This is a genomic window from Weissella thailandensis (genome assembly GCF_005405465.1).
GTDB classification, from domain to species: domain Bacteria; phylum Bacillota; class Bacilli; order Lactobacillales; family Lactobacillaceae; genus Weissella; species Weissella thailandensis.
Genome location: NZ_BJEC01000017.1, coordinates 1 through 24395 on the forward strand (window position 1 = coordinate 1; position 24395 = coordinate 24395).

At 39.7% G+C, this 24395-nt stretch carries 24 protein-coding genes and 1 riboswitch; of the genes, 21 read left to right on the forward strand and 3 right to left on the reverse strand.

Translation table 11 applies throughout. The features are described 5' to 3' along the window. Positions 1-334: IS3 family transposase (locus FFM62_RS07795; RefSeq protein ID WP_137604531.1), on the forward strand; the 334-nt coding region annotated here is incomplete at its 5' end. A 142-nt stretch (positions 335-476) separates the two neighbouring features. Here FFM62_RS07795 and FFM62_RS07800 read toward each other — a convergent pair. Genes FFM62_RS07800 through FFM62_RS07810 form a run of 3 tightly spaced genes read right to left on the reverse strand, consistent with a single transcriptional unit; the run spans position 477 to position 3121 of the window. Next, entirely contained in the window at positions 477-1145 is a 669-nt protein-coding gene (locus FFM62_RS07800; protein ID WP_115471452.1) for an energy-coupling factor transporter transmembrane component T family protein, read from the reverse strand. Next, the gene (locus FFM62_RS07805) at positions 1138-2553 is read right to left on the reverse strand and encodes an ABC transporter ATP-binding protein (RefSeq protein ID WP_115471453.1); all 1416 of its coding nucleotides are present in this window, start codon (positions 2551-2553) and stop codon (positions 1138-1140) included. The genes FFM62_RS07800 and FFM62_RS07805 overlap by 8 nt, the downstream gene beginning before the upstream one ends. 4 nt (positions 2554-2557) lie before the next feature. Further along, entirely contained in the window at positions 2558-3121 is a 564-nt protein-coding gene (locus FFM62_RS07810) for an ECF transporter S component (protein ID WP_115471454.1), read from the reverse strand. A gap of 123 nt (positions 3122-3244) precedes the next feature. Then, positions 3245-3336: riboswitch (TPP riboswitch) on the reverse strand. 173 nt (positions 3337-3509) lie between these two features. On the opposite strand from FFM62_RS07810, the gene FFM62_RS07815 reads away from it, so the two are divergent. The 20 genes from FFM62_RS07815 (at position 3510) to FFM62_RS07910 (ending at position 24346) form a co-directional block, all read left to right on the forward strand. Next, positions 3510-4481: a ribose-phosphate diphosphokinase gene (locus FFM62_RS07815; RefSeq protein ID WP_115471455.1), complete on the forward strand. Its 972-nt coding sequence runs from the start codon at positions 3510-3512 to the stop codon at positions 4479-4481. Positions 4482-4513: 32 nt separating this feature from the next. Then, complete coding sequence (locus tag FFM62_RS07820; protein ID WP_115471456.1) at positions 4514-5503, forward strand: aldo/keto reductase; 990 nt, start codon at positions 4514-4516, stop codon at positions 5501-5503. A gap of 90 nt (positions 5504-5593) precedes the next feature. Next, the gene (gene rbsK, locus FFM62_RS07825; RefSeq protein ID WP_115471457.1) at positions 5594-6511 is read left to right on the forward strand and encodes a ribokinase; all 918 of its coding nucleotides are present in this window, start codon (positions 5594-5596) and stop codon (positions 6509-6511) included. Positions 6512-6519: 8 nt separating this feature from the next. Continuing rightward, positions 6520-7008 (forward strand): DUF1456 family protein, encoded by a 489-nt coding sequence (locus FFM62_RS07830; protein WP_115471458.1) that lies wholly within the window; start codon positions 6520-6522, stop codon positions 7006-7008. 354 nt (positions 7009-7362) lie between these two features. Beyond that, positions 7363-8757: an Nramp family divalent metal transporter gene (locus tag FFM62_RS07835; protein ID WP_115471459.1), complete on the forward strand. Its 1395-nt coding sequence runs from the start codon at positions 7363-7365 to the stop codon at positions 8755-8757. 128 nt (positions 8758-8885) lie between these two features. Then, entirely contained in the window at positions 8886-9134 is a 249-nt protein-coding gene (locus FFM62_RS07840) for a hypothetical protein (RefSeq protein WP_115471460.1), read from the forward strand. Positions 9135-9171: 37 nt separating this feature from the next. Continuing rightward, positions 9172-9363, forward strand: coding sequence for a hypothetical protein (locus FFM62_RS07845; protein WP_115471461.1), 192 nt, complete (start codon positions 9172-9174; stop codon positions 9361-9363). 265 nt (positions 9364-9628) lie between these two features. Next, on the forward strand, positions 9629-9943 hold the full coding sequence (locus FFM62_RS07850; RefSeq protein ID WP_115471462.1) for a PadR family transcriptional regulator: 315 nt from the start codon (positions 9629-9631) through the stop codon (positions 9941-9943). Continuing rightward, entirely contained in the window at positions 9936-10553 is a 618-nt protein-coding gene (locus tag FFM62_RS07855) for a DUF1700 domain-containing protein (protein WP_115471463.1), read from the forward strand. Before FFM62_RS07850 ends, FFM62_RS07855 begins: the two co-directional genes overlap by 8 nt. A 1-nt stretch (position 10554) precedes the next feature. Beyond that, positions 10555-11364 carry a DUF4097 family beta strand repeat-containing protein gene (locus FFM62_RS07860; protein WP_115471464.1) on the forward strand — a complete coding sequence of 270 codons (810 nt, stop codon included), beginning with the start codon at positions 10555-10557 and terminating at the stop codon, positions 11362-11364. 193 nt (positions 11365-11557) lie between these two features. Next, positions 11558-13924 (forward strand): Xaa-Pro dipeptidyl-peptidase, encoded by a 2367-nt coding sequence (locus tag FFM62_RS07865; protein ID WP_115471465.1) that lies wholly within the window; start codon positions 11558-11560, stop codon positions 13922-13924. A 53-nt stretch (positions 13925-13977) separates the two neighbouring features. Further along, positions 13978-14796 (forward strand): Cof-type HAD-IIB family hydrolase, encoded by an 819-nt coding sequence (locus FFM62_RS07870; protein WP_115471466.1) that lies wholly within the window; start codon positions 13978-13980, stop codon positions 14794-14796. A gap of 179 nt (positions 14797-14975) precedes the next feature. Then, complete coding sequence (locus FFM62_RS07875) at positions 14976-16376, forward strand: RsmF rRNA methyltransferase first C-terminal domain-containing protein (RefSeq protein WP_115471467.1); 1401 nt, start codon at positions 14976-14978, stop codon at positions 16374-16376. Positions 16377-16427: 51 nt separating this feature from the next. Further along, complete coding sequence (gene gatC / locus FFM62_RS07880) at positions 16428-16739, forward strand: Asp-tRNA(Asn)/Glu-tRNA(Gln) amidotransferase subunit GatC (protein WP_075269371.1); 312 nt, start codon at positions 16428-16430, stop codon at positions 16737-16739. Then, positions 16739-18196: an Asp-tRNA(Asn)/Glu-tRNA(Gln) amidotransferase subunit GatA gene (gene gatA / locus FFM62_RS07885; RefSeq protein ID WP_115471468.1), complete on the forward strand. Its 1458-nt coding sequence runs from the start codon at positions 16739-16741 to the stop codon at positions 18194-18196. Before gatC ends, gatA begins: the two co-directional genes overlap by 1 nt. Next, on the forward strand, positions 18196-19641 hold the full coding sequence (gene gatB, locus FFM62_RS07890; protein WP_115471469.1) for an Asp-tRNA(Asn)/Glu-tRNA(Gln) amidotransferase subunit GatB: 1446 nt from the start codon (positions 18196-18198) through the stop codon (positions 19639-19641). Before gatA ends, gatB begins: the two co-directional genes overlap by 1 nt. A 110-nt stretch (positions 19642-19751) precedes the next feature. Further along, the gene (locus FFM62_RS07895) at positions 19752-20702 is read left to right on the forward strand and encodes a diacylglycerol kinase (RefSeq protein ID WP_115471470.1); all 951 of its coding nucleotides are present in this window, start codon (positions 19752-19754) and stop codon (positions 20700-20702) included. Between the two features lie 178 nt (positions 20703-20880). Continuing rightward, a complete protein-coding gene (locus tag FFM62_RS07900) occupies positions 20881-22179 on the forward strand; it encodes a bifunctional folylpolyglutamate synthase/dihydrofolate synthase (protein ID WP_075269375.1) in 1299 nt (432 codons plus the stop codon). Between the two features lies 1 nt (position 22180). Next, positions 22181-22786 (forward strand): non-canonical purine NTP pyrophosphatase, encoded by a 606-nt coding sequence (locus tag FFM62_RS07905; protein ID WP_115471471.1) that lies wholly within the window; start codon positions 22181-22183, stop codon positions 22784-22786. A 33-nt stretch (positions 22787-22819) separates the two neighbouring features. Further along, complete coding sequence (locus tag FFM62_RS07910; RefSeq protein ID WP_115471472.1) at positions 22820-24346, forward strand: UDP-N-acetylmuramoyl-L-alanyl-D-glutamate--2,6-diaminopimelate ligase; 1527 nt, start codon at positions 22820-22822, stop codon at positions 24344-24346. Positions 24347-24395 lie beyond the last annotated feature (49 nt).

The window sequence follows — 24395 nt, forward strand, 5'->3', positions numbered from 1 at the left end:
AAATACTAGACCCAAATTAAATTACCGTTTAACAATCCACTCTGACCAGGGATTCCAGTATCAAAATTATGAATATGTCTCACGTTTGCAGAACAACCATGTGTTTCAAAGTATGAGTCGCAAAGCGACCTGTCTAGATAATGCTATGGCGGAGAGCTTCTTTCATCTCTTGAAGGTAGGAACTGTCCATAATAACCATTATCAAAATTATGACGAGCTGAAGTCTGCCGTCAATAATTATATCTATTACTACAACAATAAACGGATTAAAACAAAGCTGGCCGGAAAAACTCCGGTTCAATACCGAAGTCTTTCCGACCAGCTAGTTGCTTAAACTTCTCTCCAATTTTTGGGGTTCAGTTCAGTTCCAACCTTTTTTCTGAAAGTATATTGTATAACGAAGTTTATGCTACGGCCAAAAATGATGAAAATCACGTGACACGCTAGCTTTAAAACGACTTTTGTCACGCTCTTGTTTACCAAGGCTTGATGATAATCGCAGTTAAAAGATATGCCAAGATTAACAGGCAGACGAGGCCCCATTGCCATTTTGGTAAGTGTTCTTGTACAGTCTGTGTTCGTGGAAAACCTTCCGAAAAACCATGAGAAGTCATGGCAATTGCCAAGTCATCCGACCAATGTAGGGCACTTAGAATCGCTTTGAAATAGATCTGAGGTTGCCATAAATGATAAGTAATCCCACGCAAGGCACCAGCATATCGAATGATTTGCACTTGTCGTCTGACACGTGGCACTAAGTTAAAGGCAGCTAATAAACCATAAGTAAAAGTATTAGATAACTTTGCATGCTGATTCAAGCTGAACAGTAAATCTTTCACATTGACAGTTAGCGTGACAGCGGCTCCCAAAAGGAGGTAGGCGTATAAACGAGTTGCATAGACCAGTGCCAGGTGATGTGTGTCACCAGTACCAAAGGCAATAAATGACCACCAAGTTCCAAAGGCCACGGGAATCGAGATTATCAGCATCAGGCCGACAATTTTTAAGTTTGGTCGTTGGAGTAATAGATAAATTAAACTAATGAGCGCAATGACTCCGTTGAGAATAACGGAACGGACAAATGAAGTTTCAATACCAATGCCGAGCATAATGAAGACAAGAATTGTTGGATTTAATTTAAGCATTTGGCGCCTCCCCAACAAGTTGTAATTGTTGATTCTTAAAAATCAATTCATAGTCAATAAAATCAGCCAAACCGGCACGTTGATGAGAAATCATCAGGACACTTTGGTCAGTTTCGTGAATACTCTGGTTAATTAATGTCATCACTGTGTTTACTGAATCAATATCCAGACCAGCCAGTGGTTCATCCAACAATAGAATTGGTTGCCCCATAATCAACATACTGAGCACTTGTAACTTCTTTTGTTGACCACCAGATAGTTGATAGACCACATGTTCAGTTAGATGATTTAAGTGTAAATTTTCTAAAGCTGTTTGTATACGCTCATCTGTCCAATAATCAGTTGCTAAACTATGCTGTTGTGACAACGTGACTTCTTCTTGAACGGTCATTGTTACAAATTGATCACTAGCCGATTGAAAAATCAACGCAACTTTTTTTGCCCAATTTTTTAGCTTTATTTTGGCTGTATCTTGATCATCCCAAGTCACTTGCCCGTTATATTTGACTTGGTGACTAAGTGCCTTAAATAAAGTTGATTTACCGATACCGTTTGCACCAGACAATAAGCCGATTTGTCCAGTCGGTAAAGTAAAGTCACTATTGATTAACAATTGCCGACTTTTGCCCACAGTCAGTGTCAATTCTTGCCAGCGTAGATGACCATCAGTTTTAGGAACACCATAAAAAGGTGTTTGAGCAGGGAGATTAACTAATTTTGACAGTGATTGTTGATTTAATGTGCCCGAATCAGTATCGATAGCAAATAGGTAATCAACGAGTTCTTGGTAACCAGATAAGTCATGATCAGAGATAATGATCGTTTTGTGCTGCTCTAGTTGCATTTTTTTCAAATCCGTCAGTAGTGATAAACGTGCGGCTGGATCAACACTGGCAAATGGTTCATCAAGTAAGATGATATCACTGTCCATCGCAAAAATAATGGCCAAGGCAACGCGTTGTTTTTCACCACCAGACAACGTCAATAAATCTTGGTCAGCAATTTGCTCTAGATGGAGCGCATTGATAGCAAATGCTACTCGCTGATTAATAACCTCAGTTGGCAATTGTAAATTCTCTAAAGCAAATACCAATTGTAGTCGTGCTGTCCGCATCGCGAATTGACGGTCTGGATTTTGGAAGAGCATGGCAATTCGGTTTGCCCGTTCGAAAGGTGCTAATGGTTGAATAGGTTCGTCGTTTAATAATACCTGACCAGCCGTGACGACCCCACCAAATTTTGGTAGTAATCCAGCCATTGCTTTCAGCAGGGTCGATTTACCTGAACCAGAAGGGCCAATCAATAAGTTAAAAGATCCTGTTTCGGGAACCCAGTTAATCTGATTTAATACGTTGGGTTGGTCAGCTTGATAGGCAAAGCTTAGATGATCAACTTGTAATTTTGTCATAAGCTTAACGTTTTAGTAATCCAGATTTTGCAACAAGCTTTTTGATAAAGTAAACTAATACACCACCAAAGAAACCGGCAGAAATCAAACGAATAATAAATAGGGTAATCATCAAACTTGGCTTGTAATCTGCATAACCACTATTGAAGAGGTCCCAAATGAATGTCACGATCGTTGTCGTTAATACAGAAAGACTAATGCCTAATTTATCCCAGTTTTTGTAGCCAGTCGCAGCAAATCCGAGTTCTGTACCAATACCTTGGACAAAACCGGAAATCAAATTAGCAGCTCCCCAGCTTGAGAATAATAGCATTTCAACAGCTGCTGCTAATACTTCACCAATAGTTGAACTACCGACCTTTTGTAGGATAGCCCCAGCTAATGGTCCAGCCATCAACCAGACACCTAATGTTAAATCATTTGCGTAGGGCTTTAGTGGAGTAGCAGCAACGGCGTAATAAGCAGCACTCCAGACCTCAAAAATGACCCCAAAAAAGATGGCGATGATGGCTAAGAAAATCACATCACGTAATAACCATTTAACCTTAGACTCAGTAACTGTTTGCATAATAATTGCAAACCTCCTTAAAATAAAATGTGGTCGAATCGCCGAAGCTTTGGTAACAAAAAAAGCCCCAGTATCGATAGCGCTTACACACTAATCATTGATACTGGGGCTTGTTTACTGTCATGGTAAACAAACCAAGCTCCCTAGCAACATTACCTTGCTCAGGTTCTATGGGTATTATCTCAGCCAGCTTAATGGCACCCCAGCTTGTTTGATTCGCTTGTTTAAGTATAGTGGGAATGTATTTAATTTGCAAATAAATTCTATTGGGCTAACACATCATCAGAACAACTCAGGCTTTTAATGGTATAAAGCATACCGTAACCGGTTTTATTTTGTTAAAATAGATTTAACGACAGATGGTGGTGAGAAATGGAGGAAATCACTCGTGAAATCTCAAATAAAGTTGTTAGGGCTAACTGCGAATCATGATTTAGCAGATGCAGTGGCAGAAGAATTGCATTTGCCGTTGACACAGTTAGATATCAAGTGCTTTGCGGACGGCGAAATTTATGAACGAATATTAGAAAGTATCCGTGGCGATGATGTTTACGTTATTGCACCAATTGCAGAGGAAGTAAATGATGCATTTATGGAAATGATGATTGTTGTGGATATCTTACGACGTTCATCTGCGGCGAAAATTACGCTTGTTATTCCATACTTTGGTTACGCTCGCCAAGACCGTAAAGCCAAATCACGAGAACCGATTACTGCTAAAATGGTTGCGTCACTTATTGAAATGAATGGTGTTGACCGGGTTGTTTCGATGGACTTTCACGCAGCGCAATTACAAGGCTTCTTTAATATGCCAGTTGATCATTTGCAAGCGGCACCATTATTAACAGACTACTTTTACAGCCGGAATTTATTAGATGATTTGGTTGTTGTTTCACCAGATCACACCGGAGCTGGTCGTGCCCGTAAATTTGCTGACTTACTTGGTGCTCCTTGGGGAGTTGTCAACGATAATGTCGCAATGACTAACCCAGAGTCTGATGATGCAATTGTTGGTGATGTCAAAGGACGTCGGGCAATCATTGTTGATGATATTGTTGATACTGGCTACCGTGTGCAGATGACTGCTAAAGCGTTATTGGCTAATGGCGCCACTGAAGTTTACGTTGCTGCAACACACCCAGTTCTTTCAGGTCAAGCAGCTGAAAATTTGGCAGCAGATGACAATATTGAACGTTGTATCTTTACGGACACCTTACGTATCCCTGAAGAGAAGCAAAGTTCAAAATTCACGACATTATCTGTTGCACCTTTGTTTGCCGAAGCTATTAACCGCATTCATGAGAACAAACAGATTGATGTACTATTACGTTCAAAAAATAAGCCAGAAGTTAATTTATAAATAATCGCATTTAAAAATTAGGAGGTACCATAATGGTCTACGCAGCATCAGAAAATCGTTATGAAGTTATGCCATATCGTCGGGTTGCCGATTCAGGATTGATTTTACCAGCCTTGTCATTTGGATTGTGGCGTAATTTAGGAGATCAAAAGCCGCTAGCTAATTCAAGAGAAGTGATGTTAAAAGCATTTGATAATGGTATTTTTTCTTTTGATAATGCTTCAAATTATGGTCCTTCCGATGGGACTGCGGAAGAAACATTTGGTGCAGTTTATAAAAAAGATTTACATCCTTACCGTAATGAATTGATCATCACCACTAAAGCTGGTTACCATATGTGGCCAGGACCACTGGGACAGTTTTCAGGTAAAAAGACCTTAACAGCTGCTTTAGATCTATCATTACAACGGATGCATTTAGATTACGTTGATATTTTTTATGCGCACCGTTGGGATCCAGAGACGAACTTACGTGAAACAGCTGAAGCCTTAGACTTAATGGTTCGCCAAGGGAAAGCTCTGTATGTTGGGGTTTCAAATTACACGACTGAACAAGTGGCTGAGATTAGTAAAATATTTGATGAATTACACACACCATTTATTGGTAATCAGATGTCATACAATATGTTTAATCGAGAAGCTGAAGATACGGATATGTTGGCTACTTTGGCACAACATCATGCTGGATTGATTGCGTATGGTCCATTGGCAGAAGGTTTGTTAACGGATCGTTATTTGGATGGTTTCCCAGCTGACATGCCATTGCATCGTACCAATGCGTTCATCAAAGATGATCCCAAGGGAACGGTGTCAAAGCTTAACGCGTTGAATAAAGTGGCAGCTGATCGTGGACAAACCTTAGCACAACTAGCAATGGCCTGGTTGCTACGTGATAAACGTGTGCCATCAATCGTCATTGGTGCTTCTTCAGTTGATCACTTATTGGATAATGTCAAGGTTGCTGATAATATGACGTTGTCTACCGAAGAATTAGCAAAAATTGATGCTATTTTGAAGGGATAAAATTTGAGGGACAAGAATTGTTTATTTTCTAGATAACTAACTTGAAAATAAACAATTTTTTTGAATAATTATTTATAGGAGAATTGAGCTATGACAAGAAAAGTAACAGTTCTGGGGTCGTTGAATTCGGATACGATTTTGCATATTGATCACTTGCCAGTACAGGGTGAGACCATGGCCATGTCTGATGCCTCAACCGCACCAGGGGGTAAGGGGGCCAATCAAGCAGTTGCTGCCCAGCGCTTAGGTGCGCAAGTGCATTTTATCGGTGCTGTTGGTCAAGACCAGAACGGTGAGTTGCTACTGAATGCCTTGCAAGCAGATGGTGTCGATACCACACACATTGCCCAACTTGCCAATGTTGGTACCGGAGCCGCCTATATTTTATTGGAAAGCGATTCGAACAATACGATTCTTATTTTAGGTGGTGCTAATCAACAAGTTAGTGAAACAAATGTTGATGAGGCAGAAAAAACGATTCAATCATCAGAAGTCTTGGTCGCACAATTTGAAACACCGATTGTGGCAACGCTGCAAGCGTTTAAACTTGCTAAGTCAGCGGGGGTCATGACGATTCTAAATCCAGCACCCGGGCACAAAGACATTCCAAAAGAATTATTGGGGTTAACTGATCTGATTACACCTAACGAAACTGAGGCCGAAATCATTACGGGTATTCCAGTTAATGATGATATATCGATGACCAATGCTTCTAATAAAATGCAAGAGATGGGTGCTAAAAATGTTATCATTACTCTAGGTGAGCGTGGTGCGTATTATCAGTTGGCTGATGGTCATCATGGTTTCGAGCCGGCCTTGAAGGTTAAAGCTGTGGATACAACAGCAGCAGGTGACACTTTTATTGGCGCATTGGCGACTAAATTAGCGCCTGATATGACCAATCTTGTTGAAAGCGTTCGTTTTGCTAGTGCAGCATCCGCATTAACTGTGCAAGGTGCAGGTGCCCAACCATCGATCCCCACACTTAAAAAAATGAAAGAAGTATAACATCAATTATGCACAACAACGATATTATTCGTAGATTGCAATATATTTTCAATATTAATAGTAAGGACATGATGACTATTTTTGAACTAGGTGGTTTGACTCTTGATAAGCTAACCTATTTAGCAATCATGGCTAAACCAACCCAAGATAGTGCCAGAGATGCTCAGCTATCACGACATGACCTGGAAAAGTTTTTGAACGGATTGATTATCTCTCAGCGAGGACATAAAAAGAATCCAGATGGGTCGATTGCTGCACCGGACTATAGTATGCAACGCGATAACGATATTAATAATGTCGTTATTAAAAAGGTAAAGATTGCTATGGCGTACACAACTGAAGATTTACTTGATTTTTGGCAAGCTGCTGATTTCAAAGTAACTAAAGGTGAGGTTGGGGCAATGTTACGGCGTAAGTCACATCCAAAATATTTAATTGCTGGTGACCAATTCATGCGTAAACTATTGATTGGTATGGCAAACACGCTGCGTGGTTAAATGACCAATTTATGATAGAAAACGGCTTAAGTTAGGCATTACTTAACTTAAGTTTTTTTGTAAACGTTTTAATTTTTAATTGATAATAAAAATTAAAACCACTTTTGGGCAAAATATTTGATATTATTGTGTAAAAAAAATAAAAATAAGCAAAAAAATAGTTGCAACTGGGGGCGTAAGCGAGTAATATATTGTCGACGGGTAAGGAGCGCCCCGGTTAAGTATAAGTCATAAGCTTTCAACAACCAAGTTGAACGAAATTCTTTATGAATTCTACTTAGCACTATATACAAAAGTAAATAGTACACTGGGACTGACCTTATTACGGCATATTACGTATTATGGGAGGTTGTCATGACTGAAAAAGAAGTGACAAAAAACAAAGGGCTGGTACAAGATGCAGCTGCGGATGATAGTTTAGGCGATATCAATGGTTCTGTATCTGTACCAAAAGGTGGCTCTTTTTGGAGAAAACTGTGGGCATTTTCAGGACCAGGGGCATTAGTTGCCGTTGGGTATATGGACCCTGGTAACTGGGTCACTTCTGTAACTGGTGGAGCAACGTACCACTACACATTACTTTCAGTTGTCTTGATTTCATCACTGATTGCAATGATGCTACAATATATGGCTGGTAAGTTGGGAATGGTTAAGCATGAAGACTTAGCTCAAGCGACTCGTAACCGTACCAACAAGACCGGTGGTATCATCCTTTGGATTATTAGTGAGTTGGCCTTGATGGCAACGGATATTGCCGAGGTTATCGGTGGTGCGATTGCGTTGCACTTGTTGTTCGGTTGGTCAATGATTGCATCTGTGTTAACGACGGCATTGGATGTTGTGTTGCTATTGTTACTAATGCGTTTTGGATTCCGAAAAATCGAAGCAATTGTTGTAACACTTATTTTAACTATCTTATTTATTTTCGGATATCTAGTAGTTTCATCAAATCCTAATTTAGCAGCTTTGTTTGGTGGTTACTTACCACAATTACAAACAGTTAGCACACACGGTATTCATGGTGCTGATTCACCATTAGTCATGACCTTAGGTATTATTGGTGCGACGGTTATGCCACACAACCTATACTTGCATTCATCAATTTCACAAACACGTCAAGTGAGTCGTAAAAACAAGGAAGAGTTAAAAGAGGGTGTTCGTTTTATGGCTTGGGATTCAAATATCCAATTGTCATTAGCCTTTGTTATTAATTCATTCCTATTGATTTTGGGAGCATCATTGTTCTTCGGACATGGTGATCAAGTTGGTACTTTCGGTCAAATGTATAATGCACTAGGTGATAGTTCAATTGCTGGTGCCATTGCATCACCAGTTCTATCAACGTTATTTGCGGTTGCTTTGCTAGCATCAGGACAAAATTCAACAATTACTGGAACGTTGACTGGTGAAGTTATCATGACTGGTTTCTTACACTTGAAGGTGCCAATGTGGCTACGTCGTGTGATTACTCGTGGTTTGGCTTTGATTCCAGTTGTTGCCTTTACGTTGATTTATGGTGGTGACGAAGGAAAACTTGATCAATTACTTGTTTATTCTCAAGTCTTCTTGTCAGTTGCTTTGCCATTTGCGATGGCACCATTAATTGCGTTCACATCTTCAAAGAAGGTTATGGGTGAAGACTTTGCCAACTCAAAGTGGATGACATGGTTAGCATGGATTGTCTTTGTTGTTTTGACAGGATTGAATATCCAATTAGTCTTCCAAATTCTTGGACAGTTGTTTGGTTAATTAGTTAACGAAGCTAATTAATTTTGGCATAAAATGATTTAATCAAATAAACTATAAATCAAGTGGCTGAATTCTTTAAAGAATTCAGCTACTTTTTTGTAGATTTGTGAGGAGGTGGTATTTCAATTATGGTCGACAATAATTTTGACTTACATGACTGTCTTGCTGAATTAACTTCAGATCCTAAAGCAGAATCAAAGATATTACAATACATTGACCAACAGCATGGTCCCAAAAACAAAGTTGTTATGCATATTGAAATGGGAGAATTAATTAATGTTATACTGTCAACAGAAGAAGGTGATAATATCTTAGCTTGTGTTTTGACTTATTCAGAGCATTATCATAACAAGATAATTGAATTGACAGCTAGCTAATTTAAACACTGTAGGTTTAATGAGGGGGGGACGATATATGAGTAAATGGGTGCGTGAATTTTTACGCCTTGATTTAGAAACAATAATATTTGGTTTTTCGTATTATTTTTTTACTAATTTAATAGGTTATGAGCAAAGCATTACTAATGCTGTTAGTGTTTCTGTCATATTTTGGGTACTAATGTTAATTGTTTTAGACTTTATGGGTAAATTTAAGAAGAACGATTAATAATTGAGGTCATTGGTAGTATAAAAATAACTTCTTATCTTTTTAGTCTTGAAATGAAAGGTTAATTTGGTTAGTTGTTACATGATGCTAATAGCAGAATTATTTAATTGAATAGCTTAAACACTAAGCAGCTGAATTCTTCATGAATTTGGTTGCTTTTTTCTTTAAACGGCAATTATTATAATCTTTATTGTTGACATACCATTATACGTCATATAATATAATGGTATACAAGATATAACATTGAGAAATAAGGAGAACAGCCATGAATATTCAAGTACCAACGGTGGTACTCGATGGTTCTGTATTGGCCGTATTAACCAAGGAAGATACATACGGTTATATTATTACTAAGGCGATGCAAGAATTATTGGGCGTCAGTGAATCAACGATGTACCCTGTTTTAAGACGATTAAAACGTGATGGCTATTTAGAAATATATGATAAGCCATTTGAAGGTCGCAATCGGCGTTATTACCACATTACTGAAGTAGGTGTGACCCATTTAAATGAAATCAGTCAAGCATGGGTAGATTTCCGTGGAGCAGTGGATTCATTATTGGAGGAAAGTGATGATTAAAGAATATTTAACAGCAGTTAGATCATATTTGAATGATATTCCTGCTGATGAACGTGAAGAGTTACTACAGTTTTATGAAGAGCAAATGTTAGATGCTGGCTATACGATGGAAGAAGTTAAAGAAAAGTATGGTTCACCAAAGCAATTTGCGCGCTCATTAAAAATTGAATATTTCATTGAAAGTGATGAAGTAGCAGATGAAGATATGCCAACTAGCAAACGAACAAAAAACCGCGTGACCTTAATCTGGTTAATTGTTTTGGGGTTGTTTGCGTCACCAATTTTAATTCCCGTGGCAATTGGATTAGTACTCGCACTAATTGGTGCCTTTATTGGTTTCCTGGCAATTATCTTTGGTATTTATGTTGGGATTATCGGAACTTTAGCTGGTGGTTTGTTTGCCTTCGTTAACGGTATTATTTTATTGTGGCAGTCTGTGCCAACTGGATTACTATTTATCGGTGGTGGTCTGTTGTTAACCGGTCTAGTTGTTTTCTTTGCACCAATCGTTTGGCGCTTGACTCGTTGGTTATTTGAAATGTTGGTACAATTTGTGAAGTGGATTGGCCATCGTTACTTAGGCAAAAATCACGTAAAGGAGGCACAATAAAATGGGATTAAAAACAACACTCATGGCTGGTGGTAGTATGATGCTTGTTGGTGGTGCCTTGGTGATTACTGGACTATCAACCGGTGCTAAGACGTCATTTACTTGGGATAATGGTCCCAAGATTGTCGAAACACACAGTCTTAACAAAACATTTAATAATAAAGATTTTAAAAAAGTTACAATTGATAGTGGCGCGAATTCATATGTGAGAATCGTCCGGGGGAATCAATGGCAAGTATCAGGCAAGTATCTTGATGGTAACGCTGATTTAAGTACCGTCAATAATGAATTGAAGTTGGCCTTACGTGAGCCAAAAAATTCAGTTTTTGGTTTTAAAGAATCAGATCAGACTGCTGTTGTGACGGTCCCATATAAGGTTAATTTGGATGACTTAAACATTAATACTGAAGGTAGTGGTGTGAAAACACAGGATGTGTCCGCCAAGAATGTGACAGTTCATAATAATTATGGTGGTGTACGTTTAACAAAATTGACCGCCCAAAAGATTAATATGCAAGGCGATGCTGGTAATTACCGCTTACAAGATGTGACGGCGGATACGATACATGTGGACAGCGGGGATGCCTATTTGAAGGCACGCAATTTAACGTTGAAACAAGCTAGCCATGTGCAGGGTGATAATCAAGAAGTTGTCTTACGTGAAAGCCACCTACCAGGTATTAAGGTTGTTAACCAAGATAGTAGTATTTATGCTAACGGTGCTGACCAAGGTGATAATGATTATCTAACAGGTGATCAAAGTAAGGCTTTGACGATTGATGGCGACGAGACTGACGTTACAATCAAGTAGTTTATAGACTGGTAACTAATATATTTATAGCAAGCAGGGTTTGGAATGATTATTTTGTTCCAAACCCTGTTTTTTACTAAGAAGTTTAAACATTAATGTAACACAATTTGTACACCGACTTGTGTCACGCTCTCAAGTTCTCACTGTGTTTTAATCTTTGTTATAATGGAAACACTGAAATGGAGAGTGAAATATGAAAATAAATCAATTTGGTGTTATCAAAAGAACTTTCGAACAGAAAATTAATGAGTTGGCGTTGATTGGTTTTTATGATGAAAAAATCCAAGCCGCCATTTCAAAGGGGAGTGTGCCACTATTACAAGCACTGTTAGAACAAGCAGCGCAATCAACTGCGGTGACAACAAAGTTTGATGATTATATGGTCAACGAACAACAAGATTTAGCCGCTTTTTTTGCAACGGATAAACAAGTCACCAATCAAGAATTTGATGCCATTGCTTTGCAATTACTCAATTTTGAAGAATCAGTTGACTATAATTTAGCTGATTCTGTACAAGCAGTAAACAGAATTGGATTACCGTTATTTAGTAAGGATGGGGACTGGTCGACTCATGATGTGTTAAATGCATGGTATGATCTGTTAACGACGCATACCAAAGGTGGTCTACAATTTATTGATGAATTAGTCAGTCATCAGTATCTCAAGCCAACTAATCAGACAGTGTTCTTTAATGGTAAGGCGTTAGCAACATTTGACACCAACCAATTAATTAAGGAAGTTGTCTATGTTGAAACGGATTTAGATACGGATAAAGATGGTGTAAAAGATTTTGTTCGTGTCGATATTATTCGTCCAACAACAGCACAAAAGGTGCCAACTTTGTTTACGGCATCCCCTTACTACCAGGGAACAAATGATGTAGTTAGTGACAAAAAAATGCACGATGTTAATCAACCACTACAACGCAAAATTCCTAATAATTTAACATACGAGGACGTTGCATATGAGCCTAGTGCACCGGAAGAATTGACCGCCCATGAACAAACCGGCGAAACAACGGAAGCAACTGAAACCTTCTATCCAAAATCACACGTGGATTTGAATAATTATTTCTTATCTCGTGGATTTGCTGTGGCATATTCTTCAGGGGTTGGGACTCGTTATTCAGATGGTATGCAAGATACCGGTTCACCTGAGCAAGTGGTTAGTATGCAGGCAGTTGTGGAGTGGTTGGCAGGTAATCGCCAAGCCTTCGTTGATCGTCAAAGCGGTGTGACAATCAAGGCCCATTGGTCAAATGGCAAAGTGGCGATGACAGGTAAGTCATACTTAGGAACCTTAGCGACTGCTGTGGCAACCACGGGTGTTGCGGGATTAGAAACGGTAATTTCTGAAGCAGCTATTTCAGATTATTATCAATACTACCGTGATAATGGGCTTGTGATTGCGCCCGGTAGCTTTCCTGGCGAAGACATGGATGTTTTAGCAGAATTAGTCTATTCACGGATGCAAGACGCAGGTGATTGGCATCGGACAAAGGAACAGTGGGAGCAATTCCAGAAGCAAACCGTTAGAGATATGGACCGCACGACAGGCAATTATAATACTTATTGGGATGCGCGTAATTATCTAAAAAATGTGCCCAATATGAAAACCGATATTGTGATGGTTCACGGCTTGAACGATTGGAACGTTAAGCCACGACAAGTATTCCGCCTCTATCAAAAACTACAAGAACTTGATATTGTTAAGAAATTATATCTACATCAAGGACAACATATCTATATCAATAACAATCGTTCATTAGACTTTAGTGATCAAATGAATCTGTGGTTGAGCCATAAGCTGTATGGTATTGAAAATGATGCTGTTGCGCAATTACCAGATTTGACTTGGCAAAGTAACCAAACACCTGAAACTTGGGAAACTCGTCAAAGCTGGGGCACGACGACCCCTACGAAAATTTCCTTAGCAAATGTTCAAACGCCGGTTAGTTACACAGATCGACAAACGAAAGTCGCCTATGAATCGTATAGTAAAGACTATGATCACTGGCGTTCATTAATGATTGATCGTGACAATCATGAGCTTGATCATTCACGTGTTATCTTTTCACAACCAAAACAAAAACAAGACTTATTGATTGATGGTGAAGTATCGCTGCAATTAAGAATTAAATCGTCAACTAATGTGGGGTTAGTCAGTGCGATGTTAGTGGATTATGGTGATGCTAGTCGTTTAACGAAGAAACCTGTTCCACAGGGAAGCCAAATTGACCGTGGTGTCAATTGGCAGCCAACGCCGTTAGTTGAATTCGAACAAGCAAAATCAACACCTAATAAAATGATCACGATTGGTCATATCAATATGCAAAATCGTGAAAATGCTTGGCGTGTGAATGATTTGCGTCCTGATGAATATGTTGATTTAACATTGACTTTGCAACCAACCTTGTATCAGTTAACGGCTGGTCATCAATTAGGAATTGTGATTTATGGTACCGATTTTGAAATGACTGTGCGCGGTAATCAAAATATTACTTATACAATTGATACAAAGCATAGCCAATTATTAGTACCAGTGGTTACTAGTAAGTAAATGTCAATAATCAAGATTGTAGGCAATAAGAGAAAATAAAAGAGGGTATAGTTATGGGACGTAAATTAGTTGGCATTGATTTGGATCGGACAACTTTAAATGATGCCGGAAATATTTCTATTAAAACACGTCAGACCATTCAAAAAATGCAACAAGCTGGTCATGTCGTGGCAATCATTACGGGACGTCCAGTACGGCTATCAATGGACATTTATCAACAACTGGGGCTAAAATCCCCAATGATTAATTTCAATGGATCACTTGGTGAAATTCCTAATCAAATGTGGGAACATGCTTATTCTTACCAAGTTGACCGTGAAATTGCTTTCGATTTAATTGAAAATGCGGCTGATATGGCTATCAAATCAGTGGTTGCTGAAAGTCGGGCGGATGTTTGGACTAATAGTCGCATAGCACCGGAAAATCCTAATGAAGCGTTTTTCTTTCCGCAAACGACTGACACTTACCACATGTTAGACCGTTTAAGTTTGACCACGAATATCAATTCAATCTTGATTGAAGCACAAAATAGCGATCATCAAGCACTTATCCAAGAATATGTGACCAATCGTTACGGTGCAGACCGTGTGACAGTTAATACCTGGGGTGCTGATTCGCCGGTACTAGAAGTGGTGCCAGCAGGGGTTGCGAAAGATACAGGATTGCAGATTATGCAACGTGCTTTTGATATTGATAAGGATGATGTCTATGCCTTTGGTGATGGCATGAATGATTACGAAATGATCGATTATGCCACGCATGGCATTGTCATGAAAAATGGCAATCCAGATCTAAAGGCGATTGCTAATGACATTACCTCGTATACTAATGAGGAAGATGGCTTGGTCAAGTACTTAGAGCAGATTATTTAAAAGAACAACAAAATATATTTTTCAGCCGTCAATCTACCCAGTAAGTGTGGGCAGGTTGACGGCTGATTGTAATTTTGAGCTCTTGCAGCGTCCTTATTTTCGTTGCCTGAAAAACATCTTTTTGAATAGTAAAAAAACGTGTAGAATAAAATTATTATATAGGACAAGGAGTTTATGAAATGGCGGAGTTACCTAAAGACTATCAGACGAAGTACCGTCAATTAATGGGCGATGATGCAGATGAATTCTTTGCAGCATTTGATCAGCCAGTTGTGAAGGCTTTTCGAGTCAATCCATTAAAAGCTAATCAGCAATTGTATGATACACCCACAAACGGGCAAGTGCCTTGGGGTGACTGGGGTTACTTTGGTGTTGCGAAAGGTCATTCAGTTGACCATACAACGGGTGTGATTTATTCACAAGAACCATCTGCGCAATTAGTAGGAGAAATCGCGCAACCACAACCTGGTGAGAGGGTGCTTGATCTAGCAGCTGCACCGGGCGGCAAATCAACGCACTTGGCCTCTTTTATGCAACAACAAGGATTATTGGTATCGAATGAGATTTTTCGTAAGAGGGCGCAAATTTTAAGCGAAAATATTGAACGTTTCGGGGTCCAAAATGCATTGGTGACTAATCACTCACCACAAGAACTATCAAAGAAATTTCCACAATACTTTGATCGCATTGTGTTAGATGCACCTTGTTCTGGTGAGGGGATGTTCCGTAAAGATCCTGAGGCAATCAACTATTGGCATACGGACTATCCAGCAGAAAATGCAACTCGTCAGCGAGAAATCTTAGTAGAAACCATGAAAATGTTAAAGCCAGGTGGGACACTAGTATACTCAACATGTACGTTCGCTCCTGAAGAAGACGAACAAATCATTGCATGGTTATTAGCAACTTATCCTGGTTTACACTTGGTTGATGTACCAAAGCATGACGGCATGTCAGATGGTCACCCAGAATGGGCGGATGGCAATCCTGAGTTAGTAAAGGCTGTGCGTTTGTTCCCACAATTCGTGGCTGGTGAAGGGCATTTCATGGCAAAGTTGCAGTATCAGCCAGAGGATGAATCAACAGTTAAGGAACCTAAATTGACTAAAACTAATTTAACGGCTGATCAGCGACAATATTGGGACGACTTTCAACAAAAATTCTTACCAAGTTATCAACCAGGCGTTCTTTTAGCTTTTGGTGATCAACTTTATGCAGCACCAACAGGCACGCCAGAATTAAAAGGCATCCAGGTATTACGAGCTGGGTTGCATTTGGGAACTTTTAAGAAGAAGCGCTTTGAGCCTAGTTTGGCTTTGGCTTTGGCCTTACATCCCAATACGTTTACGCAACGCTATCAATTAAACGATGAAGAATGGCGTCAATATGTCCACGGCGACACATTCATGCTACCATCATCTATAGGTGATTTAACAAATGGTTGGTATTTATTAGAGTTAAATGGTAATGGGGTTGGCTTTGGTAAGCTAGTCAATCGTCAAATGAAAAACTTTTATCCAAAGGGTCTAAGGTTCATTGTTCACGAGAATCAAGTGAATTTATCAGATGACGTATACTAAATATAAAAACTTTTGGTAAAATAGCTATATTAAAGCATGAAAGGAATTAACATGGCAAACGAGCAAATTACGCGTGAAGAAGTTGAACATGTGGCTAGCTTAGCAAAGTTAGCTTTAACGGATGCAGAAGCTGATATGTTTACAGATCATTTAGGTAAAATATTTGATATTGTGACAACATTAGCCGAGGTGGATACAGAAAATGTGAAACCAACATACTCTGTGACTGAGATGCAAACAGTATTACGAGATGATGTGGCGGTTAACGCACAACAATCAGAAGCATTATTGAACAATGCACCAGAACACCAAGGTACTTTGATTAAAGTGCCCGCAATTCTTAATGGGGGAGCTGAAGGTTAATGGATTTTTTGCATACAGATATCGAAAAGTTGCATGAACAACTAGTAAACAAAGAAATTACATCAGTTGACTTAGTTAAAGAAACACTAGCAAATATTGAGCAAACTGATGCAAAATATGATGCATTTTTAGCAACTATGTCAGAAAAGGCTTTAGCTGAGGCTGCTGCCATTGATGAAGCAGGTATCGATCCAGATAATGTACTATCTGGAATTCCATATGGAATTAAGGATAACTTGATTACGAAGGATGTGACGACAACGGCCGCATCAAAAATTTTACAAGACTTTAAACCAATTTATGATGCAACGGTCGTTTCACGTTTGCGTGAACAAGGCGCCGTTGGTGTTGGTAAGTTAAACATGGATGAGTTTGCCATGGGTTCAACAACTGAAACATCATACTATAAGCAAACTAAGAATGCTTGGGATCAAACAAAAGTCCCTGGTGGTTCTTCGGGTGGATCAGCTGTGTCAGTTGCCGCCGGTCAAGTACCATTCGCATTAGGAACTGACACAGGTGGTTCAATCCGTCAGCCCGCTGCCTTCAATGGGATTGTTGGAATGAAACCAACATATGGCCGTGTGTCACGTTGGGGAGTGATTGCCTTTGCGTCATCACTTGACCAAGTTGGTGTCTTTACGCGTCGTGTCAAGGATAATGCCACTGTATTAGCTGCCATGGCTGGTCATGATGACAACGATCAAACGTCTTCAGACCAAGCGGTTCCTGATTTTGCAGCTCATTTGGATGGCGATATCGCTGGTTTGAAGATTGCCGTACCAACAGAATACTTTGCTGCTGGTGTGGATGAAGGTGTTAAAGCAACTGTTCGTGCCGGTATTGACAAATTACGTGAACTTGGCGCAACAGTTGATGAAGTTTCATTGCCACATACAAAGTATGGTGTTGCTGCATACTATATCTTAGCTTCTGCTGAGGCATCATCAAACTTGCAACGTTTTGATGGTATCCGTTATAGTACGCGTCCAGAAAACGTCAAAAGTTTGGAAGACCTATACGTACAAACACGTACACAAGGCTTTGGTGACGAGGTCAAGCGTCGTATTATGCTTGGAACATACTCACTTTCAGCTGGTTCATATGATGCTTTCTTCAAGAAGGCTGCACAAGTACGTACGCTAATGAATGATGATTTCCAAAAAGTCTTTGCCGATTATGATTTGATTGCGGCACCAACTGCACCAAATGTTGCTTATGACTTTGGCGCTAACCAAGATGATCCTGAAGTCACTTACATGAATGATGTTTTGACGATTCCTGTTAATATGGCTGGATTGCCAGGTATGTCAGTACAAGCAGGCTTTGTTGATGGATTGCCAGTTGGTATGCAATTGATAGCAAACCGCTACCAAGAGGAGACCATTTATCGTGCTGCGTATGCTTATGAGCAAGCAACACGTCTATTCGAAAAAGTACCAGGAGGTAAGGATTAATGGCAGTGCCAAATTTTGAGACGACGATCGGACTAGAAGTCCATGTTGAGCTAAAGACTAATTCTAAGGCGATGTCACCTTCTCCAGTACAATATGGTTCTAAGCCTAATGCCAATACCAATGTTATTGACTGGGGATATCCTGGGGTTTTGCCACAGGCTAATAAGGGTGCCATTGAATATGGTATGATGGCATCACTTGCATTGAATGCTGATATTACACGTGATTTGCACTGGGATCGAAAGAATTACTTCTATCCTGATAATCCCAAGGCTTACCAAATTACCCAACAACAACAACCCATTGGTCGTAATGGTTGGCTAGAGATTGAATTTGAGGGTCAAAAGAAGCGTGTGGGTATTACTGAACTACACGTGGAAGAAGACGCTGGAAAGAATACCCACGGTACAGATGGTTATTCATATGTCGACTTAAACCGTCAAGGAACACCATTGATTGAAATTGTTGGTGCACCTGATATTTCATCACCTGATGAAGCTTATGCTTACCTAGAAGCATTACGTCAAGCTATCCAATTTACAGGAATTTCTGACGTGAAGATGGAAGAAGGTTCGATGCGTGTCGATGCCAATATTTCAATTCGCCCAGTTGGTTCAAGTGAATATGGTACTAAAGTCGAGTTAAAGAACTTGAACTCATTTAACTATGTGCGTAAGGCGCTGGCATTTGAGGAAAACCGCCATGCCAAGATTTACATGTCTGGTGGTACAATCAAGCAACAAACTCGTCGCTTTGATGAAGCAACTGGTGAAACTGTTTTGATGCGTGTTAAGGAAACAGCTGATGACTACCGTTACTTCCCAGAACCTGATTTGACGCCAATCCACGTCACGGACGATTGGATTGATGAAGTTAAAGCAAAGTTACCAGAGACAGCTAAAGCCCGTAAGGCACGTTATGTCGATGAACTTGGTTTGGAAGTTTATGATTCAGAAGTCTTAACACAAACGCTAGCCATGGCAAACTTCTTTGATGAAACCGTTAGTTTTGGTGCGGATCCAAAGCGTACCGCTAACTACCTAATGGGTGATGTTAATGCCTTCTTGAACGAGCAACAAGCTGATTTGGAAGAAACCCCATTAACACCAGCTCACTTAGCTGACATGATCAAGTTGATTGATGATGGTACAATTTCAACAAAGATGGCCAAGAAGGTCTTCAAAGCAATTACTAAGGGTGATGACCCAGTTGAATTTGTGGAGAAGAATGGTCTTAAGCAACTATCTAATCCAGCAGTATTGACACCAATGATTGATGAAGTTTTGGATAATAATGAGCAATCAATTATTGATTTCCATAATGGAAAAGATCGTGCCGTTGGCTTCTTGGTTGGTCAAATTATGAAGCAAACCAAGGGTAGTGCTAATCCAGCAGTTGTTAACAAATTATTGATGGCTGGTTTGCAAGCCCGTAAACCTGAGTAAAAAAACAGTGGAAACACATTTAAAAAGAGAGTAATTTTCTCTTATCGGAATCAGAGTAGTATAGTCTACTCTGGTTTCATACATATATTAAAACTTAGGAGCGAGATAGAATGAAAAGAGCACGCATTATTTATAATCCAACTTCTGGACGTGAAGCTATTCGACGTGACTTGGTCGATATTTTGGCTGTGTATGAAGAAGCCGGTTATGAGACCAGCGCCTATGCAACGACTCCTGAACCAAACTCAGCAATGATGGAAGCAGAACGTGCTGCCAAAGCAGGCTTTGATTTGTTAGTTGCGGCAGGTGGTGATGGAACGATTAATGAGGTTGTTAACGGGATTGCTCCATTAGATGAGCGACCAATGTTAGCCATTATCCCAGCTGGAACGACTAACGATTATGCACGTGCATTGAGTATTCCACGTGAGGATCCTTTAGCAGCTGCTAAAGTTATTCTGAAGGGGAAGGCAGCCAAGATGGATATTGGCCAAGCGAATGATTCGTACTTTATCAATATTGCTGCTGGTGGTTCATTGTCAGAGTTAACATATTCAGTGCCTTCTAAGTTAAAGTCAATGTACGGCTACTTAGCTTATGTCGTTAAGGGAGCTGAGATGTTGACTAGCATCAAACCAATGGACATCCATGTTAAGTATGATGATGGTGAATTTAATGGTAAATCAGCCATGTTCTTCTTGGCATTAACTAATTCCGTTGGTGGTTTTGAGCAGATTGTGCCAGACGCTAAGCTAGATGATGGTAAATTTACTTTGTTGATCGTTAAAACAACAAAATTTGCTGAGATTTTGAATTTGATTACCGAAGTGCTGAAAGGAAAGCACGTTAATAATCCAAATTTGATTTATGTGAAATCTGAAAAAGTGGAAGTGTCATCGACTAAAAATGACAAAATTATGATTAATTTAGATGGTGAATATGGTGGGGATGCCCCAGTCACATTCGTTAACCATAAACAGCATATTGATATCGTTGCAAACATTGATGATATTGCAGAGAATACGTTAGTTGCAACGCCAATTACGTTACATGAAGATTAATTGTTTTTGATAAGTACTAAGGAAAACCATGTGGAGATTTCTTGGTACTTTTTTTACGGGATGGCTGCGTTTAGCGAATAATTATCAATAATGCGCCGCCGAGTAAGAATGATATATGATAGAATAAAGCTTTAGAGAGTCGCTTGGTCGACATAAAAGATGAAGGACTGGTTTTCATATGGGCACTGTTGAAACATATCGACAATTTGAAAAGAGTTTGGGTGATGATTGGCAAGTATTGCCCAGTCAACATAGTCGGGTCGGCATGTTGAAGGAAATTTTAAATTGGCTTGGTCATCCTGAGCGCCGTTTGTCGGTTATTCATATTGTTGGCTCAAACGGTAAAGGATCGACTGGTGTGATGTTGAGTAAAATATTAACGACTGCCGGTTATCGAGTGGGTCATTTTTCAACGCCAGCAATTTTGTCAGATCGTGAAGTTGTGATGATTAATGGTCAGATGATTAGTGAAAAAGAAGTGATGTTTCACTATAAGCGTATTATGACTGAAATTAAAAATCACGGTGGCGATGAAAAAACATTAACAAAATTTGAAATGTGGACTCTGATTGCCCTATGCCATTTTGCGAAACAAGAAGTTCACTTTGCTATTATTGAGGCTGGTTTAGGTGGTACTGGGGATGCGACGAATGTCGTTGAAAAGCCATTGATTGTTGCGATTACGAAAATTTCCGATGATCATTCGACCATGCTGGGGCATAATGTGCTTAAAATTGCAGAGAATGTTGCTGGGGCGATTAAGCCAGGCAGTTTAGTAGTCAATTATCCTGGACAAGATGTTGAAGTTTTTAAAACACTTCGTGATAAAGCAACAGCAGTCGGGGCAGTTTGGAATCCGTATCCTAAGCCACAAATTACATTGATGCGCTCATCACCAGAAGGGCTGATCGTTAATGCCGACCAATTAGAAGGTTTGAAATTATCATTAACGGGTGCTTATCAGGCAAATAATTTAAGTACCGTTTTGCAGGTCGTCACCATCTTAAAGAATAAGCGAATTACTTTGTCAGATGTGACAGTTGCCGAAGCATTAGCGCATGTTAAAATCACGGGCCGGATGGAGTTTGATAGCACCCATAATATTCTTTATGATGGTGCTCATAATCCGCACGGTATTTCAAGTTTGGTTGCCGCTATTCGTTCTTGGCATTTACCTTTTAAGCCGATTGTTATTTTGGGCCTGATCAAAGGTAAAAATCATATGGATATGTTGGATGAATTGCTTCCTTATGTATCAACGATCATTGCGGTGACACCTGATGCCAAAAATGCGATGTCAGCTGATGAGTTGGCAGCCAAAATTGTGATGATGAGCAATGTGGACGTTGAGATTGCTGATGATTCTACAGCCGCTATTTCGTTAGCGCGACAAGTTCGTGAGTCGTCAAAGTCATTAATTGTAGTTACAGGTTCATTTTATACATTACGGGCTATCGAAAAGGAGGACGGTATTTAACATGATTGAACGATTTGTTATTGCCTCAAATAACACCCATAAAACTGACGAAATGGTTAGTTATCTGGCTGTACTAGGTTTAAAAGGTATTAATTATCGTCAGTTGATTGATGAAATAACGTTTCCACCAGAAACCACTGATGATATGGCTGCTAATGCGCTCGTCAAAGCGCAAACGATCCATAATTTATTGCCAGATGAGTATGTTTTAGCCGATGATTCGGCGCTATTTATCCCGGCCATTCCGGATCATTTTGGGGTAACGACCATGCGCGAGTTTAGGGCTCATCAGTTACGTGGCGATGATGAAATTAATCAGTATGTACTACAACAATTGCCAACTGGTGCATCGCGCGAGGCTCATTTGTTGGCAGATTTTGTGGTGATCACACCACAAAATATCATTTATACCACACAAGGTAAGGGTGGTGTGACGCTTACTGAGACACCACGTGGTAATCGAAATGGATTAGATGAGTTGTTAGAAACTAAAAATGGGCTGACCCTGGCAGAAATTGATATGCCAGCACGTGTGCATTACGCACATCGTGGTCGGGCAGCTATTAAAATGAAGAATCAATTACAACAAGCTGGCGAATTAAAATAATTAACGAATAATCAGAAAAGAGGACTAAGTTTGATGACACTCACTGCAGATAACATCACAACGTTATTAGCTGATCAAGATTTATTAGTATCAGCACCAGAATTTGATGGTGAGATACAACATTTAGCTTATAATTCAAATGACGTTGTACCAGGTACCTTATTATTTATTAAGGGGAATTTTAAAGCTGCGTACTTAACCGATGCCATCGAAAAGGGCGTTACTGCAATCGTTGCTCCGGCTAACTTTAAGCATGATACTAATTTACCAACTTGGGTAGCAGATGATGTACCAGCGGCCATGAGTATTATTGCGATGGCTTATTACCAATATCCACAAAATAGTTTAGCTTTGATTGGTATAACTGGTACCAAAGGGAAGACATCAACGGCGTATATGGCATATGAAATTTTGCGTGCGTATACACATGATAAGGTTGCGTTGTCTTCAACTTTACAAGTTATTACGGGTAATAATCCAGAATCTCATTATCGGGCACACTTAACAACGCCAGAATCAGTAGATTTGTTCCGTTGGATGCGTGAGGCGGTTGATAATGGTATGACGCATATGGTGATGGAAGTATCATCACAGGCATTTAAAATGCGCCGCGTTTATGGCCTTCATTTCAATGTTGGTATTTTCTTAAATATTAGTCCAGATCATATTGGTGAAAACGAACATCCAACATTTGAAGATTATATCCAACACAAAATGATGTTATTTGATCATTCAGAACAGGTGGTTTTGAATGTTGATACAGATCATTTTGGGGAATTGATCGAACATGCTGAATTAACGGTTCCTCGTGATGGTATTTGGTTGTATGGGCAAGAAGATGCTGATTCTCCCAAAGCGGATGTTTACTTTGAAGCGACTGATGCCAACTTACATGGCAGTGTCTTTAAAGTTCGTGAGGTGGGTCAACAAGCCGAACACTTACATATTAATGGGGAATATACTTTAGATATGCCTGGTGATTTTAATCAAAGTAATGCGTTAGCAGCAATGATTGCAACGCGTTTGGTTAATGCGGATGCACCAGCAATGGCCGAAGGGCTCGAAACGGTAAAAGTTCCCGGACGGATGCAGGTTTTAAACACCAAAGAACACGGGACAATATACGTCGATTATGCCCATAATTATGCGTCAATTGCGGCCTTATTGCAGTTTGTTCGCCAAAATGAATCGGTCAATCAATTAACGATTGTTGTGGGAGCGCCAGGTAACAAGGGTGTCTCACGTCGTCCTGGTATTGGAAAAGCCGTTAGTGAGGGTGCCGACGTTGTTTATCTGACGAGTGATGATCCACAGTATGAGGATCCAGCAAAAATTGCTGATGAGATCCAAACGGCAATCACTAATCCGAAAGTAACGATCTATCGCGAATTAGACCGTACAAAAGCGATTGCATCAGCAATCCAGGCAGCTGGTTCAGACGATGTTGTCGTCTTAGCAGCTAAAGGATTGGATGAATATCAAAAGATAGACGGTGTCGATACACCATATGAAAATGATTGGGCAGTGGCAAATCGGATTGTTTCCGAATTAGAGTTCTAGTCTTTAGGCTAGAAATTTGTTATAATTTATAGAATTGTCGTTATTGCGG

Excerpts from the sequence above, each read along its gene's own strand:
- FFM62_RS07850 (WP_115471462.1), top strand. The coding sequence starts at position 9,629 with ATGAATATTCAAGTACCAACGGTGGTACTCGATGGTTCTGTATTGGCC.
- FFM62_RS07855 (WP_115471463.1), top strand. The coding sequence starts at position 9,936 with ATGATTAAAGAATATTTAACAGCAGTTAGATCATATTTGAATGATATT.
- FFM62_RS07810 (WP_115471454.1), bottom strand. The coding sequence starts at position 3,121 with ATGCAAACAGTTACTGAGTCTAAGGTTAAATGGTTATTACGTGATGTG.
- FFM62_RS07865 (WP_115471465.1), top strand. The coding sequence starts at position 11,558 with ATGAAAATAAATCAATTTGGTGTTATCAAAAGAACTTTCGAACAGAAA.
- gatB (WP_115471469.1), top strand. The coding sequence starts at position 18,196 with ATGGCAGTGCCAAATTTTGAGACGACGATCGGACTAGAAGTCCATGTT.
- FFM62_RS07805 (WP_115471453.1), bottom strand. The coding sequence starts at position 2,553 with ATGACAAAATTACAAGTTGATCATCTAAGCTTTGCCTATCAAGCTGAC.
- FFM62_RS07835 (WP_115471459.1), top strand. The coding sequence starts at position 7,363 with ATGACTGAAAAAGAAGTGACAAAAAACAAAGGGCTGGTACAAGATGCA.
- FFM62_RS07895 (WP_115471470.1), top strand. The coding sequence starts at position 19,752 with ATGAAAAGAGCACGCATTATTTATAATCCAACTTCTGGACGTGAAGCT.
- FFM62_RS07820 (WP_115471456.1), top strand. The coding sequence starts at position 4,514 with ATGGTCTACGCAGCATCAGAAAATCGTTATGAAGTTATGCCATATCGT.
- FFM62_RS07875 (WP_115471467.1), top strand. The coding sequence starts at position 14,976 with ATGGCGGAGTTACCTAAAGACTATCAGACGAAGTACCGTCAATTAATG.
- FFM62_RS07870 (WP_115471466.1), top strand. The coding sequence starts at position 13,978 with ATGGGACGTAAATTAGTTGGCATTGATTTGGATCGGACAACTTTAAAT.
- FFM62_RS07830 (WP_115471458.1), top strand. The coding sequence starts at position 6,520 with ATGCACAACAACGATATTATTCGTAGATTGCAATATATTTTCAATATT.
- gatC (WP_075269371.1), top strand. The coding sequence starts at position 16,428 with ATGGCAAACGAGCAAATTACGCGTGAAGAAGTTGAACATGTGGCTAGC.
- rbsK (WP_115471457.1), top strand. The coding sequence starts at position 5,594 with ATGACAAGAAAAGTAACAGTTCTGGGGTCGTTGAATTCGGATACGATT.
- FFM62_RS07900 (WP_075269375.1), top strand. The coding sequence starts at position 20,881 with ATGGGCACTGTTGAAACATATCGACAATTTGAAAAGAGTTTGGGTGAT.
- FFM62_RS07840 (WP_115471460.1), top strand. The coding sequence starts at position 8,886 with ATGGTCGACAATAATTTTGACTTACATGACTGTCTTGCTGAATTAACT.
- FFM62_RS07800 (WP_115471452.1), bottom strand. The coding sequence starts at position 1,145 with ATGCTTAAATTAAATCCAACAATTCTTGTCTTCATTATGCTCGGCATT.
- FFM62_RS07905 (WP_115471471.1), top strand. The coding sequence starts at position 22,181 with ATGATTGAACGATTTGTTATTGCCTCAAATAACACCCATAAAACTGAC.
- FFM62_RS07910 (WP_115471472.1), top strand. The coding sequence starts at position 22,820 with ATGACACTCACTGCAGATAACATCACAACGTTATTAGCTGATCAAGAT.
- FFM62_RS07860 (WP_115471464.1), top strand. The coding sequence starts at position 10,555 with ATGGGATTAAAAACAACACTCATGGCTGGTGGTAGTATGATGCTTGTT.
- FFM62_RS07845 (WP_115471461.1), top strand. The coding sequence starts at position 9,172 with ATGAGTAAATGGGTGCGTGAATTTTTACGCCTTGATTTAGAAACAATA.
- gatA (WP_115471468.1), top strand. The coding sequence starts at position 16,739 with ATGGATTTTTTGCATACAGATATCGAAAAGTTGCATGAACAACTAGTA.